The organism is Pseudoalteromonas sp. CnMc7-15 (assembly GCF_022347925.1).
GTDB classification, from domain to species: domain Bacteria; phylum Pseudomonadota; class Gammaproteobacteria; order Enterobacterales; family Alteromonadaceae; genus Pseudoalteromonas; species Pseudoalteromonas ruthenica.
The window spans coordinates 767610-782379 of record NZ_JAKRFT010000002.1 but is presented as its reverse complement, the minus strand read 5'-3'; the positions used below and the strand labels follow the sequence as shown (position 1 = coordinate 782379).

Annotated in this window: 13 protein-coding genes; 4 read left to right on the top strand and 9 right to left on the bottom strand. The window is 48.2% G+C overall.

Going from position 1 to position 14770, the window contains the following annotated elements:
- Nucleotides 1-48: 48 nt before the first annotated feature.
- Nucleotides 49-957 carry a histone deacetylase gene (locus MHM95_RS07255; protein WP_239384891.1) on the bottom strand — a complete coding sequence of 303 codons (909 nt, stop codon included), beginning with the start codon at nucleotides 955-957 and terminating at the stop codon, nucleotides 49-51.
- A gap of 130 nt (nucleotides 958-1087) precedes the next feature.
- Between MHM95_RS07255 and MHM95_RS07250 the strand changes: the two genes are divergently transcribed.
- Nucleotides 1088-3361 carry a TonB-dependent receptor gene (locus MHM95_RS07250; protein ID WP_239384890.1) on the top strand — a complete coding sequence of 758 codons (2274 nt, stop codon included), beginning with the start codon at nucleotides 1088-1090 and terminating at the stop codon, nucleotides 3359-3361.
- A gap of 50 nt (nucleotides 3362-3411) precedes the next feature.
- Here the strand turns inward: MHM95_RS07250 and MHM95_RS07245 are convergent, their stop codons facing one another.
- Complete coding sequence (locus MHM95_RS07245) at nucleotides 3412-3771, bottom strand: MerC domain-containing protein (RefSeq protein WP_239384889.1); 360 nt, start codon at nucleotides 3769-3771, stop codon at nucleotides 3412-3414.
- A gap of 149 nt (nucleotides 3772-3920) precedes the next feature.
- Between MHM95_RS07245 and MHM95_RS07240 the strand changes: the two genes are divergently transcribed.
- Nucleotides 3921-4949, top strand: a complete 1029-nt coding sequence (locus MHM95_RS07240; RefSeq protein WP_239384888.1) for an NADP-dependent oxidoreductase — start codon at nucleotides 3921-3923, stop codon at nucleotides 4947-4949.
- A 29-nt stretch (nucleotides 4950-4978) separates the two neighbouring features.
- Here the strand turns inward: MHM95_RS07240 and MHM95_RS07235 are convergent, their stop codons facing one another.
- From MHM95_RS07235 to MHM95_RS07210, 6 genes are all read right to left on the bottom strand, one after another.
- On the bottom strand, nucleotides 4979-5818 hold the full coding sequence (locus MHM95_RS07235; RefSeq protein WP_239384887.1) for a hypothetical protein: 840 nt from the start codon (nucleotides 5816-5818) through the stop codon (nucleotides 4979-4981).
- Nucleotides 5811-6491 carry an iron-containing redox enzyme family protein gene (locus MHM95_RS07230; protein ID WP_053909584.1) on the bottom strand — a complete coding sequence of 227 codons (681 nt, stop codon included), beginning with the start codon at nucleotides 6489-6491 and terminating at the stop codon, nucleotides 5811-5813. The genes MHM95_RS07235 and MHM95_RS07230 overlap by 8 nt, the downstream gene beginning before the upstream one ends.
- A 2-nt stretch (nucleotides 6492-6493) precedes the next feature.
- Nucleotides 6494-7594: a beta-ketoacyl-ACP synthase III gene (locus tag MHM95_RS07225; RefSeq protein WP_239384886.1), complete on the bottom strand. Its 1101-nt coding sequence runs from the start codon at nucleotides 7592-7594 to the stop codon at nucleotides 6494-6496.
- 1 nt (nucleotide 7595) lies between these two features.
- Nucleotides 7596-8153, bottom strand: coding sequence for a diguanylate cyclase (locus tag MHM95_RS07220; protein ID WP_239384885.1), 558 nt, complete (start codon nucleotides 8151-8153; stop codon nucleotides 7596-7598).
- Between the two features lie 69 nt (nucleotides 8154-8222).
- Entirely contained in the window at nucleotides 8223-8681 is a 459-nt protein-coding gene (nudB, locus tag MHM95_RS07215; RefSeq protein ID WP_239384884.1) for a dihydroneopterin triphosphate diphosphatase, read from the bottom strand.
- A gap of 81 nt (nucleotides 8682-8762) precedes the next feature.
- Nucleotides 8763-10712, bottom strand: coding sequence for a sensor domain-containing diguanylate cyclase (locus MHM95_RS07210; protein ID WP_239384883.1), 1950 nt, complete (start codon nucleotides 10710-10712; stop codon nucleotides 8763-8765).
- A 249-nt stretch (nucleotides 10713-10961) separates the two neighbouring features.
- Here MHM95_RS07210 and MHM95_RS07205 point away from each other — a divergent pair, with 249 nt between their 5' ends.
- Together MHM95_RS07205 and MHM95_RS07200 are read left to right on the top strand one after the other, a co-directional pair.
- Entirely contained in the window at nucleotides 10962-11324 is a 363-nt protein-coding gene (locus MHM95_RS07205; protein ID WP_151173910.1) for a hypothetical protein, read from the top strand.
- Between the two features lie 107 nt (nucleotides 11325-11431).
- A complete protein-coding gene (locus MHM95_RS07200) occupies nucleotides 11432-13168 on the top strand; it encodes a methyltransferase domain-containing protein (protein WP_239384882.1) in 1737 nt (578 codons plus the stop codon).
- Nucleotides 13169-13215: 47 nt separating this feature from the next.
- On the opposite strand, the gene dgt is transcribed toward MHM95_RS07200, so the two are convergent.
- Complete coding sequence (gene dgt / locus MHM95_RS07195) at nucleotides 13216-14679, bottom strand: dGTPase (RefSeq protein WP_239384881.1); 1464 nt, start codon at nucleotides 14677-14679, stop codon at nucleotides 13216-13218.
- Nucleotides 14680-14770: the final 91 nt, after the last annotated feature.

The window sequence follows — 14770 nt, the reverse complement described above, 5'->3', positions numbered from 1 at the left end:
AGCAGCATTTTCCCAAAGTTAACCAAAGGCCCGTAAGGGCCTTTTTTCTTATAGTTGTGCAGCCTGCTCAACCACAATGGCATGGCGTGCTGCTAGGCGTTCATGGTCTTTATCGTAGCCGCCGCCAATCACCGTAGCCACTGGGGTATTGTGCTGTGCACAGCGCTTGAGCACTAAGCGATCACGTTGTGCGATCCCCTGCCAGCTGATATCCAGCTTGCCTAGGCCGTCTTGCTGCCAGATATCAACGCCCGCGTCATACAACACTAAGTCGGGGTTCAGGCTGTCGAGTAAGTGCACTAGGGTGTCATCGACCACGCCGAGGTATTCGTCATCGCTTATGTGATTAGTAAGACCGACGTCCAAATCACTGGGGCATTTGCGAAACGGGAAGTTCTTTTCACAGTGAATGGAGCAGGTAAAAGCATAGGGTTGATGTTGCAGCAGCGCGGCGGTGCCATCGCCTTGGTGTACATCAAGGTCAAAAACCAACACATTGGTGACCTCGCCACTATTAATTAGCGTTTGCGCCGTGAACGCTAAATCATTAACCATGCAATAGCCAGAGCCAAAGTCATAATGAGCATGGTGAGTGCCTCCTGCCAAATGGCAAGCCACACCATGATTAAGGGCAAGGCGGGCTGTTTGCAGCGTCCCCAAAGGCGCGGTGAAGGTACGCGCCATTAAGTTGCGTGACCAAGGTAGGCCGATACGGCGCATCGCTTTGGCATCTAAGCGGTTATGCCATAGGTCATGCACATAGTTATCGCAGTGAATTAAGCTGAGATCATCCGGGGTTCCGAGCGGCGGTTGCTCAAGGTTATCACCGACCAGGCCCAAGCCTTTTACATGATGGTACAGGCGGGCAAACTTGCTCATCACAAAGCGATGATTGGGGTCAAAGCTAAACGAGTAATTGGGGTGATAAACCAAAGGTAAATGCGGGTTCAAGGCCATACAGCAAACAGACTTAGCGATAACGAGAAGTTAAGCGTAACGAAAGAACCTAGAGTTTGTCTAATTTCCTTGAAAAGGAACTATCATTGTGGTGATAATGTTATGTTGTATCATAACTTTACAGTAAATCATGAATCTTTCACTTTCACTTTCACTTTCTCTTATCTCCTTAGCGTTAGCCAGCAGCCACAATGTGAGTGGTGCCATTGAGCACATCGAAGTCAGCGGGCAGCATCAACTTCCTTCTGTAAGCAGTGAATTGATTGGCGCAAATATTGAACTCAATGGTGCCCAATTAAACGAGTTAAAAGCGCCTACACTCGGCGACACTCTTGATACACTGCCAGGGGTGAGCGCAAGCCACTTTGGCCCCTCTGCTAGTCGTCCACAACTAAGGGGGTTCGGCGCTCAACGTGTGGTCTTAGCGACCAATGCGATGGCTGTGCGTGATATGTCTTCTATCAGTGCGGATCAACTCGTGCCGATAGAGCCTTTCTTTGCCGACAATATCCGTGTGATTAAAGGCGCCACTGCGGTGATCCCTTTTGGCGGTGAGGCGATGGCAGGCGTTGTCGATGTTGATGATAGCCGTATTCCAAAACAACTAAGCGCTTGGCAAGCGCAAGAAAAAGTCGAATTGCAAAGTGGCTACAATAGTGCCAGCTCATTGCTAGCGCAAACTCAAGGGCAGCAACAAGGCTTCGCCTTTAATGCCAATATTCTTGTGCGTCAACGAGGTGATTACAAAGTGCCAGACAGCGCCAAGGCACCAGTGTGTGCAAGCTGGTCAGAATTAGTGACCGATGTGCGCCTAGCCGACCACTGTCAGGTTAAATTAGCGTCGCCCCAGTGGCAGTTTAACGGTGAAAAATGGGTTGATATTACCCCCATTGATGAGCAGATAATTAGTCACTATGGCCTCAATGACCAAGGGAAAGTTAGCAACTCTAGTAGCTATCAAACCTCTGGCTCAATTGGCGGAAGCCAGCTATTTTCAGAGCATCAAGAACTCGGGTTTGCATACAGCTTTGGTAAAGCTAACCGAGGGATCCCTGGGTTTATGCATCTAGGGTCTGCGACGGCCCCAAAAGTAGGTCAAGCAGCGGATATTCGCATTTACTCTTCTTTTCATCGTGTTGATGGCCGCTACAGTCAACACTTCAATACCCAAAGCTACCTAGACTATCTTGAAATTAACGGCTCTTATTCTCAACAAAGAGATGACGAGACGCTAGCTGGCACCTCCGTTAACCTGTTCGAAGTAGATGCTTTGCAACTCAACCCACGAATTGGCTTTACATGGCACGACCAAGCACCGGCCTCAATTGGGTTACAGATAGAGCGTAGTGAACACCGAGGCGAGGGGAGCGATAACTATTTACCTGAGATCGAGGGCAAACGAGAGGCGCTGTATATACTTCAAAACCTGCACTTGCAAGCATTGCAATTGCAGTTTGGCGCAAGGTATGACCATATTCAATATAAGCCGAATCTTGAAGGGAGTTATGTGCCCGGACGTGGTCAAGGAGCAAACGTGCAGGAACGTGAGTTTCACTTGCAAAACTACAGTGTAAGCATGAATTATCATCCCGTGCCTATGTGGTCCCTACATGCTAGCTACACTGATGCGCAGCGTGCACCTGCAATTAATGAGCTCTACGCAAGTAACCCCCATTTGGCTTTATTAATTGAAGAGCAAGGCAATACGCATTTAAATGTCGAACAAAACCGAGCGTTAGAATGGGGGACGCGCGTTACCTTGGGTGACCTACAATTGGCGGCGACATGGTTTGATAATGAATACACCGACTTCACTTATCTAGGAAATACTGGCGTAAACAGAGGGGGTGTGTATGTTCAAGAGTGGCGTCAGGCTGATACCGATAATCAAGGCTATGAAATTACTTTAGATTATTCATATACCTTTACAGACTGGGGCGTAATAACGCTATCTGCTTTCACAGACAGTGTAAAAAATACGCCTCGCTATCAGTTTGATGGCAGCTACGATCCTTTTGAACTAGATAACTTCCTAAACCCAGATAAAGCACAAGAAGCTGAATATTGGCGGCGCACTATGGAAGGAGACAGCATACCTAAAACTCCAGCGAATAGAACGGGCCTAAAGCTAGGTTGGCAGTATGATGGCTTGCGATTCACTGTAAATTACACACATCATGACAAACAACAAAATGTCGGTAAGCATGAAAGGCCTTCATCAAGCTATGCCTTGTTAGGTTTTGATGCCAGTGTTGTGCAACCTTGGTTAGGAGATAGCGGGGAATTATTTGTCAATATCGATAACATCACTGATGAAGATGCCCGTGCGCACCAAAGTTACTTACGCTTTATTGCTCCATTGCCAGGTCGCAGCATAGCCCTTGGGTTGCGAGCGCGCTTCTAACTCATCGCCGGGGGGCGTTTAAGCCCCTCGTACATACTGTCAGATAAGCACTATACACACAGTGGCTTGGCTTTTTTTAACAACCAAAAATTGCGTAGATGCGCAGCCATCAGCAATAAACTGCCGACAACGGAGAAAAGCACCTCTAAGCTTGGCACAAATAACGCGGTGCCAAGCAGCGACAAGCCAATCAACGCGAGCAGTAATGGCAGTGGTTGATGATGTTGACGCAACCCCTGAGGAAGAGCCCACAGCGCCAAGACTGCAATAACGAGGAAAAGTCCTTGATGAATGCGCTCTGAGAACAAAAACTGCCCTAAAATAGATGTCGATAGCAAAAAGCCTGCGGGCAATACAATGCAATGGACTAGGCAAAAAGCACTGAAAAAAATAGCTAATTTATCTTTCATAGGTCCTCCCTTAAATTTCAAATGTTATATTATAACATTTTCTGCTGTATTGATATCTTCGCATCTTCAAAATAAATCGACGCTCAGCTATTGAAATTCATCGGCGTGTCCCAATTTAAATTTGAACGGCTATTCAAAAAGGAGTGACTATGTCATTATCAAACCGCCAGATCGTATTGAACTCTCGCCCTGAAGGTGAGCCCGTAGCAGATAACTTCCGCCTGCAAGAGGTGGACGCCCCGAAAGCGAAGCAAGGGGAAATGCTGCTGCGCACGATTTATTTATCTCTTGATCCCTATATGCGCGGGCGCATGAGCGACGCCGAGTCTTATGCCGATCCTGTGGCTATCGATGAGGTGATGGTCGGTGGTACGGTCTCCCAGGTTGTTGAATCTCATATTGAAGGATTTAAAGCAGGGGACTGGGTACTATCAATGAATGGCTGGCAAGATTACGCCATCAGTAATGGTGAAGGCGTTATTAACCTAGGCCCCCAGCCACAAAACCCATCTTATGCTTTAGGTGTTTTGGGCATGCCAGGATTTACCGCTTACATGGGGCTACTTGATATTGGCAAGCCACAAGCGCGAGAAACCGTCGTGGTTGCTGCGGCCAGTGGCGCGGTAGGTGCTAATGTCGGGCAAATCGCCAAGCTAAAAGGGGCAAAGGTCATTGGTATCGCCGGTGGCGCGCAAAAATGCAGTTATGTTAAAGATGAACTCGGCTTTGATGCCTGCATCGACCACAAAGCCGATGACTTTGCTGAGCAATTAGCCAAGGTTTGCGACAGCGGTATTGATGTGTATTACGAAAATGTCGGTGGCAAAGTGTTTGACGCTGTATTGCCGTTATTAAATACCGGTGCGCGTATTCCTGTGTGTGGCCTTGTGTCGCAATACAATGCCACCGAATTACCACCGGGGCCTGATCGCTTATCATTGCTGATGGGGAAAATCCTTACTAAACGTATGACCATGAAAGGATTTATCATTTTTGATGATTACGCTCATCGCTATGAAGAGTTTGCCACCGACATGCAAAAATGGGTGCAAGAGGGAAAAATTAAGTATAAGGAACACCTAATTGAAGGGCTAGAAAATGCACCTGAAGGCCTCAATGATGTTTTGGCAGGGCGTAACTTTGGCAAAATGGTCGTCAAAATAAACAACCCTGAATAACGGAAAGCGAGCCGAGGCGCTTGCCTCGGCTATACTTTATCGCGCAGCTGTTCCAAGCGTGCGTACATATACTCGGTAAAAAAGCCATGCATTAAAAAACGTTGGCTGAGGTTCCATGGCCCAACTAAATACAGTGGATGTTTGTTGTAAGCCATTTCTGTGAGATTAGGTTCGCCAATCATTTGGCCAATGCGAATAGCCATAGATTGGTCTAGGTTAAAGCCATTAATGGCGTCGCGGTATTCGTCGCGTTTGAGCAGTAAACAAAACAGGCACATAAACAGTGCATGAGCACTTTCAAAGTCTAAAAACTGGCTCCAACGCTTTTCCACCTGAAAATCAGCCATATTAACCGCTTGCCAATGGTGCCAATCAAGCTCAGTTTTAGGCTGTGATAGCGGTTGCCAGTGGCCGAGTTGAGCAAAGGCTTTAAACAAGCACTGATCATGTTCAACAAAGCTGGCATGGCGCATATCATCAATGGTTTTTGGGTACAGCGGCACCGGCTCAACATCGGCTTTATCACTATTGGCGATGATAAAATTCAAGATGTTAGACTCGGTGGCATAGTGGCGCAAAATCAGCAAATTAGCCTCCACACTTACAAAGTGGCGACAAAACCAGCAAATCAGCTTTTGTAGTAGTCCATGGGCACTAAATTGGGGCAGCGGTAAGCGTTTAAATAACCACACCAAATGCAGCAAAATAGCGAATAGCCCTTGAAAAAGCGGGCGCACTAACCAGCGCAGCGGGTTGTTTAAGTCTTTAAGCCATAAATCCACAGCCGCTTGCTCAATGGGGATGGAGTTATCAACGGCCAGCGCTTGCAACAGCGCTGAGTCGTTTTTATTGGCGCTATTATTAGCCATCGACTTCCTCCAATTGCAGGGCGTAAAGGCGAGCGACAACCTTGGCGGTGCGTAAAATAGCTTGCACTTGAGACTCGTTTTGACACACCCGGTCGATTAATTGATAAAGCTTTTCTAAGTGGGCATCGTCATTTTCGCCGTGGTAGCGCATAAAGCGAGTGTATTCACCCTCTAACGCGACACATTGCTCTATTTGCTTTGCCCAATCGCTGGCCATCTTGTGGCCTAGGCCTTCAATGATCCACATCGCGCCTATCATATCCACCGGGTTGGGCTGCGAGCCGCGATACATTAAAAACGCATGCAAGGCCTCGCTACCGGCGTTGCGAGGGGCGCTGAGAATATCGTCAAGTTGGCCGCCGGTGGCAAGGTAATCTTGCTCTAACACCTCGTAATCGCGGTGCTCCTCTTGGGCATGACCAATGACCACGGCGCGTACATCGGCATAGTCTCTATCAAAGCTTGAAGCGGTGCGGGTGATCCAACGGGCTCCCTCAACCACCTGCTGGCGCAGATTAAGGAGTAATTTTTGGTAGTCGTGCACTGTAAACTGACCACGCTGTAGGCGCGCAATAATGTCGACACGCCCAAGTTGGCGCTCAAAGTCGAACCAAATGCGCATTAGCCCTTGCAGGCACTGCTGGCCGTGCTCACTTAATACATAATGTTCCATGTTTACTCCTGTACCACGGTTAATTTCATGTAGGCGTTATTAAAGCGGCCGCTTTCCGGCACCATACAGATAATGGTATCGCCTACGCTATACTGCTGAGTGCGACGAAACTCATCAAGCATAATAAAAATAGAGGCGCAGCCGGTGTTGCCGCGTTCATACAAGTTGGTGTACCACTTATGCTCGGGAATATGACAGCCAGCGCGCTTAAGCATGTCGAAGATGGGCTGGCGAAAATAGTCGGATGAGTAGTGACACAGCAAATGGTCTATCTCGTCGACTTGGACACGGCCTTGGTCTAATAGCCGTAAAAAGCCATCCACGCCCAGTTTGACGATGTTATCGAGTAAGCGCACATCTTGGCGTAATAAAATAGCCCCTGCGGCCTCGGCATCGCGGTAGCTCGGGTAATCCTGCCATGGCTTAGTGCTTTTATCCGCCGTACCCACCGACATACATACGGGGTAGGCATCGGCGTGCGAAAAGCTGCGGATCCACTCTATTTTAAAACAGGTTCCACGAGGTTGGCGCTCGAGCATGAGGGCGCCCGCGCCATCGGAGAGCATCCAGCGTAAAAACTCGGCGTTAAAATCTAGCTGCGCGTCTGCCGCCTCATAACGGCTGGCTTTGAACAGCCGCGAGGTGAGTTCACTGGCGACCACCATGGCCGATTCGTGCTCGCCAGCCAACAGCTGTAAATAGGCATTCTTTAATGCCATTAAGCTGCTTGAGCAAATGCCGTGGCTGGAGTGGATTTCTACATCACTGAGTGCCAGCTCGGCTTGCACCATAGAGGCAAACCCGGGCAGCACCAAATCACCTTGGCTGGTGGCAGCGCACAATAAGCCAAGCTGATGTTTATCAAGGTAGCTTTGCGCAAGGCAGTCGGCACCCGCTTTAGCGGCCATTTCGGCGTTAGAAATAGTGGTGTTGTGATCGCTATCAATGGCGTAATGGCGTGTTTTAATACCATTAGATTGTAAAATGCGCTTTTTTAGACGGCTTGCTTTGCCGTGCACATAGCCCAGAAGCGGCTCAATTTGGTCATTATTAATGGCCGGGCCCGGCAAGTGGAAACCTGTGCTGGTGATATAAACGCTCACGTTAAAGTCCTTTCAAACTGCTGCGCAAGCAGCGAATATTTTCTTCTAAATAAGGGAACACACACAGCACTGCCATAAAGGTTAAGTAAGCGGGTAGGAACCAAGAGCCACCATGAGGGTATTCCATTGGGGTAAGCTGCATTTGGCCTTGCCAATTGAAGGTGACTAAATCGACCACCACCGGCCAATTAACTACTGCGATGAGCGCCAACATATAAAGCGGCAAGGTCGCCAGGTAACTGTGTGCGTGCATCTCCCATATGCTGATGTGGCGCTTACCCGTCGCGTACGAGACATCCCAATGGGCCACCACCTCGTGCAGTAGCCAAGCGGCCAAACATATCAGCAGCACCAAGACATTTACGCGATATAGCAAACACATCAGGATAGGGATACCCACTTGGATGCCCATCACCGAGTGCATTAATGACTCTTTTAACCCAGAGGTATGTTCGATATCGGTTGCGCGGTGACAACACCAGTCAATGAAGCCGGCAATGCCCCATAGCGGTAAAAAAACGAAGAGTAAGAGGTTGATCAGTATCTGTGCAGTATCCATAGCGTTCACACTTCCATGTTAGGAAGCAAAGATTACCACAGCAGCTAAAGGCGGAACAAATATTCGTGTTTAACGGCTGTTATGTGCAAGCTTCGAGGCGAGTGTGCGGATTTCTTGCGCGTTACTGTCAGACCACGCTTTGGCGCTGGCTTGATTGGCATCAAGCCACAGGTAACTAAGGTGCTCGTCGGCGGCCAGTTGGATTGGATAACGCTTGGGCAAGCACAATGAGAATACATACTCGGTATTCACCGTTGCCCCCGGTTGATAGCGATAGCGCCATTGCTCGCGGATAGCGTAACGGTGGCAGCGCTGTTCATCCACCAGCCTGAGTTGCTGCTGGCTAATATCAATGCCGGTTTCTTCGAACACTTCGCGAGCTGCGGTAGCACAGGGGAGCTCACCCTCATCAATACCGCCGGTAACCGATTGCCAAAAGTCAGGGTCATCAGCCCGTTGTAGTAACAGAAATTCGCCCTCGAGGGTGTAGATAACTACGAGTACAGAGTAAGGTTGGCGTAGGCTCATATTCGTTGATAACTGCAATTAAAAGCACAGGGTGCATTAAGATTTAAGTGTTGTCTATGGTGCTGATACGTAGGCCAACGCCTAGTCGCTCACTACGCAATTACGACCCTGATGCTTGCCCTGATACAAACAATTGTCTGCTTGTTTTAAAAGTGCGCCGGGGTGGGCGGTGGTTTGCTCAGTAGAGGCAACACCTATTGTGGTGGTCACCGAAATGCTGTGTTCGTGCGCTTGAATGTGGCAATGCTCCACCTGACGGCGTACTTTTTCTGCCACATGGCGGGCCTGTGCCAAGGATGTATTGGGTAAAATAACACTGAATTCTTCACCGCCAATGCGAGCAAAAATATCGTACTTACGTAAAATGGCGCTGATCTGCATGGTGGCTTCTTTGAGCACTATGTCACCGGCATGATGGCCATATTGGTCATTAATCTGTTTGAATAAATCAAAGTCGATAATCATCAGCGATACATGGGTACTATCTCGCTCTGCGCGAGCTAGTTGCTGCTGCAATTGTTCATTGAAATGGCGGCGGTTATATAGCCCGGTGAGAGGGTCGGTTGTTGATTCGCGCAGTAAAGTGAGCTCCAAGGTTTTACGATCGGTAATATCAATCACCATGCCAGACCATAACACTGTGCCATCGAGCTGGCGCTTGGGAATAGCATGAGCGAATAACCATTTTTCTTCATTGTCTTCAAGCTCCACTTTAAACTCGCACTCCCAGTCATCTAGGCTTTGCGCGGAATTTAAAATAGAACGCACCACCCGCTGACGATCGTCGTGGGCGATTTTGGTAAGCAACGAGGCGGGGTCCTGTTGCACTGCTTCGGGTGCGACTTCAAAGATGCGCGTACATCCCTCGCTTATGTAAGGGAAGTGCCAAGAGCGCTCAGCCGCTAGCGCAAATTGATAAATCATTCCAGGAAGCACTTGTGCAAACGCATCCAGTCGATTCGAGAGGCTGACATTTTCGCTTTTATCGGTGAGCGAGCCCACTAAGTAATCTTGGCCATTATTCGCCGTGGTTTGCATTCGTTGGCTGTAGTTGGTGAGCCAAATATAGTGGCCGTCTTTGTGGCGAAACCGAAAGTCGGATTTAAACACCCCTTGTGCCCCTTCTTTGCGCCAGTGGCGGGTTTGTGTGTCCTGTGCATCTAAATCCTCAGGATGAATATGTTCGCGCCACCAGTGCGGGCTTTGTACGAAATTTATGCGGTTATAGCCGGTAATGTGGCTTATCTGCGAAGAAATAAAACTAAAACAACAAGGCTCATCAAAGGGGGCTTTATAAATAGCGGCAGGGACACTGTCGATGATGGTTTTAAGCTCGTTTCTTACTTGCGTGAGCTGCTCCAAGTCATGCACGCGTTGGGTTATATCGATATGAGTGCCAGAGATCCACTCGGGTTTGTCATCTGCGGTGCGGGTCACCACTTTACCGCAATCTCGAACCCAAACCCAATGACCCTGCTTGTGCTTCATGCGCACATCACATTGATAAACAGGGTCTTCACCGCTGAAATGGCGGTCAAAGGCAGCATCTGATGCGTGTAAGTCCTCAGGATGGGCGTAGAGCAGCCAAGTATCAATTGAAATGGGTGAAAGCTCATCCAACGTATAACCAATAATATTGGCCCAGCGCTCATTTAACACAACCTCGCCGGTTTGCATATTCCACTCCCACGTGCCGGCTTGAGTGCCCTCGATTAAGGCCTCCAAACGCTCAGCATTGGAGCGCTGTCGATAACCCTCAAAATGTTCGCTCAATGAGACCACTAAACTACTTTGGTTGCCTTGACACCACTGCGCTGTAGCAATAAACGTACGTTGTTCAAGTTCAACTTGCAGGGTAATGTAGGGGGCTTGTTTGCAAAACGTTGTGAACACACACACATCTTGTTTGTTAAAAAATGAAAAATCATCAAAATGCAGACCTACATAGCGCTCAAGCTGAGCGGGGTGCGCAGCGCTGCAAACTCCTTGCGAGTCGAAAATAAGCAGTGATGTGTGCGACTGTGTCTGCAAAGTGCCTCCTTCCTTAGCCAAAACAATGACCTATTTAAGGTACCGATACTTTAGAGTGTATTTATTTCGATAGCTCATACAAAAGTATAGGCTAATTATTAAAAGCTATTTATTTTTAGTGCGTTACTAGATTAAAAAATGAGAAAACCGCAATATTTTTGCCCTCAATACGTTTAGCTTGGGTTCATTGGCGCACATTTACAGTAAAGTTATTGCGAAATGGTCAACAGACCAATTAAGGAGGTTGCTATGCGACTGACAGCTTTATGCTTAACTACGTTACTGGCCGGTGCCCTTCCTATGAGTGAGGCAATGGCTAAGCCTGAACACTTCACGCCCCCAGGCCATGCGAAGAAAATGCACCACGGCAAAAAACATAAACACAAACACAAAGAGCGCTATGAGCGCCATCATCACTGTGATCATTACAGCCATAGATACGACGATGACTACTGGCGTATAGGCCGACATATTGATTATGACGTATACCGTCACGGCAAGGTACTGCGTCGCGACCGCCACGGCCACGTGATTGTGGATATGCACGGCGATGTGTTCCGACTATTAGAGAACAGCCTAGAAATAGTTGAGATTATCAGCCGTAGACATTAATTTTTAAAAACGCCTTAGTGAGGCGTTTTTTATGTGCAAAGCACTTCATTACTTTTTGTTTGTTATATGATAGCTTTTAACTAACTTTATAAATAACAAAGCTTTTTGTGAGTAGCGACTTTTACAACACCCATGCTGAGCGCTTAGCTGAACAGTATCTAAGCACTGACTTTGAGCAGGTACATGAGCAGTGTATGCCATATATTGTGCCGGTACTGAGCAAGGCTCGCGCTCGGATCCTTGATATTGGTGCTGGAGCAGGTCGTGACGCGCGCTATTTTGCTGAACAAGGTAACCAAACTCAAGTCTATGCTGTGGAGCCAGCGGAACTGTTAGCTCAGCTCGGTGAGCAGCATACGCAAGGCTTACCTGTGACCTGGCTCACGGACTCATTACCAGCACTTCACGCCGTGACAAGATTAGAAATCAGTTTCGATCTTATTTTACTTAGCGCCGTTTGGATGCACATTCCGGAGTCTCAACGCGAGCGCTCGTTGCGTAAACTGACCAACTTACTTAAACCAGGTGGACAAATTGTTATTTCCCTGCGTTATGGTCAAGGTGAGCATGAGCGTAACGAGCGAGCTATGTATCAAGTTTGCGCCGATTCGCTCAAAGCGATGGCTCGCAGTTTGGGCCTTAGTTGCACTCTATGTACTGAACGTGAGGGCGATAAGCTAAAACGTGAACAAGTAAGCTGGCAAACGCTGGTTTTTCGTTTACCAGATGATGGTTCCGGTGCATTTCCGCTGATCCGCCATGTGGCGTTAAATGATGGTAAGTCAGCGACACATAAGCTCGCCTTAATGCGAGTGCTACTGCGTATTGCCGATGGCCACCCCGGTGCTGTAATACGGCGCGAGGATAATCGCGTGATATTGCCAGCTGGCTTAGTTGCTCTTTATTGGTGCCATCAATATAAAACCTTAATTGATCACTACAGCCTTTATCAAACGCCCAATAAAAGCCCCAATATGGGTTTTATGAAGAAAAATGGTTGGCACAAATTAGGCCACCTCACCGCCTCAGATCTGAAAGTCGGGAACGGTTTTAAAGGAGAAGAGGCAAAATCTGTGTGTCGCACGTTGTCGCATGCGGTGAGTAACATTCGTGATATGCCCTGTCGTTACATTACTTTCCCTAATACGCAGCAATGCGTGTTTGAACTCAGCAGTTCGGTAGTGCGAGCTACTGATTTACTATTTCTTGATTTTCAAACGTTATGCAAATGGGGCGAGTTCTCTTTGCCTGAGCACACTTGGACAGCGCTTAATCGCTATGCCTGTTGGATTGAGCCTGTTTTAGTCAATGAGTGGGCTAAAACCATGCAATCCTATCAGGGCAACAACCAGTACCAGTGCCCCACTAAGCGTCATATCTTTATGGAAGCATTGAGTTGGTTGGAACCGAAAAGAACGACAACCGAGGTACGCCAGCGCTTTGACCAACTGCGCCATGCAGGTGAGAGCTTATCTTGTGTCTGGACAACCCGCAAGCTGCAACGAGAGTATGATATTGATCATTGCATGCCCTTTGCGCGATGGCCCAATAATGACCTGTGGAATCTGCTTCCCGCATCAGCTCAAGCCAACAACGAAAAGCGTGACCGCTTGCCAAGTGTGCAGCGCCTAGAAGCTCAAGAAGGTTTAATAAAGCACTGGTGGCGTAGTGCTTGGCTTAATACTGGCGATGCAGCGAATCGACAAAAGCAACGGTTTTTTGCAGAGGCTAATCTGGCTCTGCCGAATTTAGATATTAATAACACCTCAGTCGATGATCTTTTCGACGCCTTAGTGTTGCAGCGTGATCGTTTACGAGAAATGCAACAGCTTCAAGAATGGTGATGCCTTACTTTTAGATTTTATAAAGCTCGAAGCTTTATCTTCATTACTTATTCCACCATCTTTAAGGTACGGTACTCATCGTAGGCGAATTGGTCGGTCATGCCACTGATGTGGTCTTGAATGAGTCGACAGCGGTGGTAAAACTCGTACAGGTGAAAGTGTTCGGCGTGTTTATTCAGCGCAGCAACGGCTTTTTCATAAACGTTGAGGTATTTTCCCGAGAGTTTCTTCACCATGCGTGTGGCAATTAAAAAGTCTTTGTGGTGGCTGAGCACTTGGGTGAATTGCTCATACTCTAAATCGAGTAGCACTTGGTATTCATCAAGCAGGCCGGAGATGATTTTATAGCCTTGTAGCTCGAGCTTTTCAACTTCGGGGTGACAAAATACGCGTTCACGAGCGACTGTTTTCAAGGCATCGGTAATGGCTTGGTGGTGGCTGCCATCTTCGATTAATGAGGCGTTGAGGGTGCCCGCGTACACCTGCTCTATGTTGTCTTTAAAGCGCGTTGCCGCATGCTCGACCAATGGATGTAAGAGTTTTACACGCAGATAAATGAAAAAGGTGTTGTTGTAGTTGAACTCGGCCTCATCTGCTTTTTGCCGGGCAAACTCGCAGGCTTTGGCCACGAGGTTGCTGTTACCTTGCTCTGCGGTATCCAGTGCGGCCAGTCTCTGGCGATAAGCGTCATCTAAGTAGTGCACCAATTTCTCCACCGAGAGTATGCCTTTTTCTACCGCGTCTTCCATATCGGCTAAGCAATAAGCGATGTCGTCGGCGGCTTCCATAATGTAGCTGGCGGGGTGACGACAGCCATTATCCATTTCTAAGGCATCACCCAATTGAGCGATGAACGCGGCCTCGCTGTGGTAAAAGCCGACTTTTTTCATAAGGTAGCTTTTATCTTCAGGGCGAGCGTCTTTCGCCATAGTGCCGGGGCGAGTGTATTTAAGAATGGCCGCTATTTGGCTGTAACTTAAGTTCAGCGCTAACAGCGAGTGAACTGCGCGGATCGCTTGCGCGTTGCCTTCGAAGCTTTGTAAATCAAGCATTAGCTGGTGCTTTAGCGGGTGTGTTTGCGCAAGCGTCGGCAACGGGCCAAAGCGTTGCTGCAGGTAGCGGCTAAACCAGTGGTTGATGGCGGCCTCACCAAAATGGCCAAAGGCCGGATTACCTATATCGTGCATCAAACACGCCATTTCCACTAAGGTCTCAAAGGGCCGCTCCATGTCGGTGAGGCCATAGTGTGCACGCTCTTGTGCATTGAGCTTAGAAAACAGTTTTTGCACAATAAAGCGGCCGTTTTGCTGTACCTCAAGAGAGTGGGTGAGGCGTGAGCGTACGGCGGCATTGCGCTCTAGTGGAAACACCTGAGTCTTTTGCTGCAACCGACGTATGCCGGAGGAGTTGATGATGCGGCCGCGATCGCTCTCTAAGCTGGTATGCAAAGTTTTCAGCGGGTTCACTTGGCGTGCGGTGTTTATTTTTGTAGTAAAATCGATGTGCGCCATCATCACTCCTAGATAATTGACCTGCGTCTAAATTAGCAGCTTTAGTTCACAAATCAATGTGTTATTTCGGTGTGAGTGATAGCACTTATCA

Coding starts and splice junctions, on each gene's coding strand:
- MHM95_RS07235 (WP_239384887.1), bottom strand. CDS start 5,818: ATGGCTAATAATAGCGCCAATAAAAACGACTCAGCGCTGTTGCAAGCG.
- MHM95_RS07240 (WP_239384888.1), top strand. CDS start 3,921: ATGTCATTATCAAACCGCCAGATCGTATTGAACTCTCGCCCTGAAGGT.
- MHM95_RS07245 (WP_239384889.1), bottom strand. CDS start 3,771: ATGAAAGATAAATTAGCTATTTTTTTCAGTGCTTTTTGCCTAGTCCAT.
- dgt (WP_239384881.1), bottom strand. CDS start 14,679: ATGGCGCACATCGATTTTACTACAAAAATAAACACCGCACGCCAAGTG.
- MHM95_RS07250 (WP_239384890.1), top strand. CDS start 1,088: ATGAATCTTTCACTTTCACTTTCACTTTCTCTTATCTCCTTAGCGTTA.
- MHM95_RS07205 (WP_151173910.1), top strand. CDS start 10,962: ATGCGACTGACAGCTTTATGCTTAACTACGTTACTGGCCGGTGCCCTT.
- MHM95_RS07230 (WP_053909584.1), bottom strand. CDS start 6,491: ATGGAACATTATGTATTAAGTGAGCACGGCCAGCAGTGCCTGCAAGGG.
- MHM95_RS07255 (WP_239384891.1), bottom strand. CDS start 957: ATGGCCTTGAACCCGCATTTACCTTTGGTTTATCACCCCAATTACTCG.
- MHM95_RS07220 (WP_239384885.1), bottom strand. CDS start 8,153: ATGGATACTGCACAGATACTGATCAACCTCTTACTCTTCGTTTTTTTA.
- nudB (WP_239384884.1), bottom strand. CDS start 8,681: ATGAGCCTACGCCAACCTTACTCTGTACTCGTAGTTATCTACACCCTC.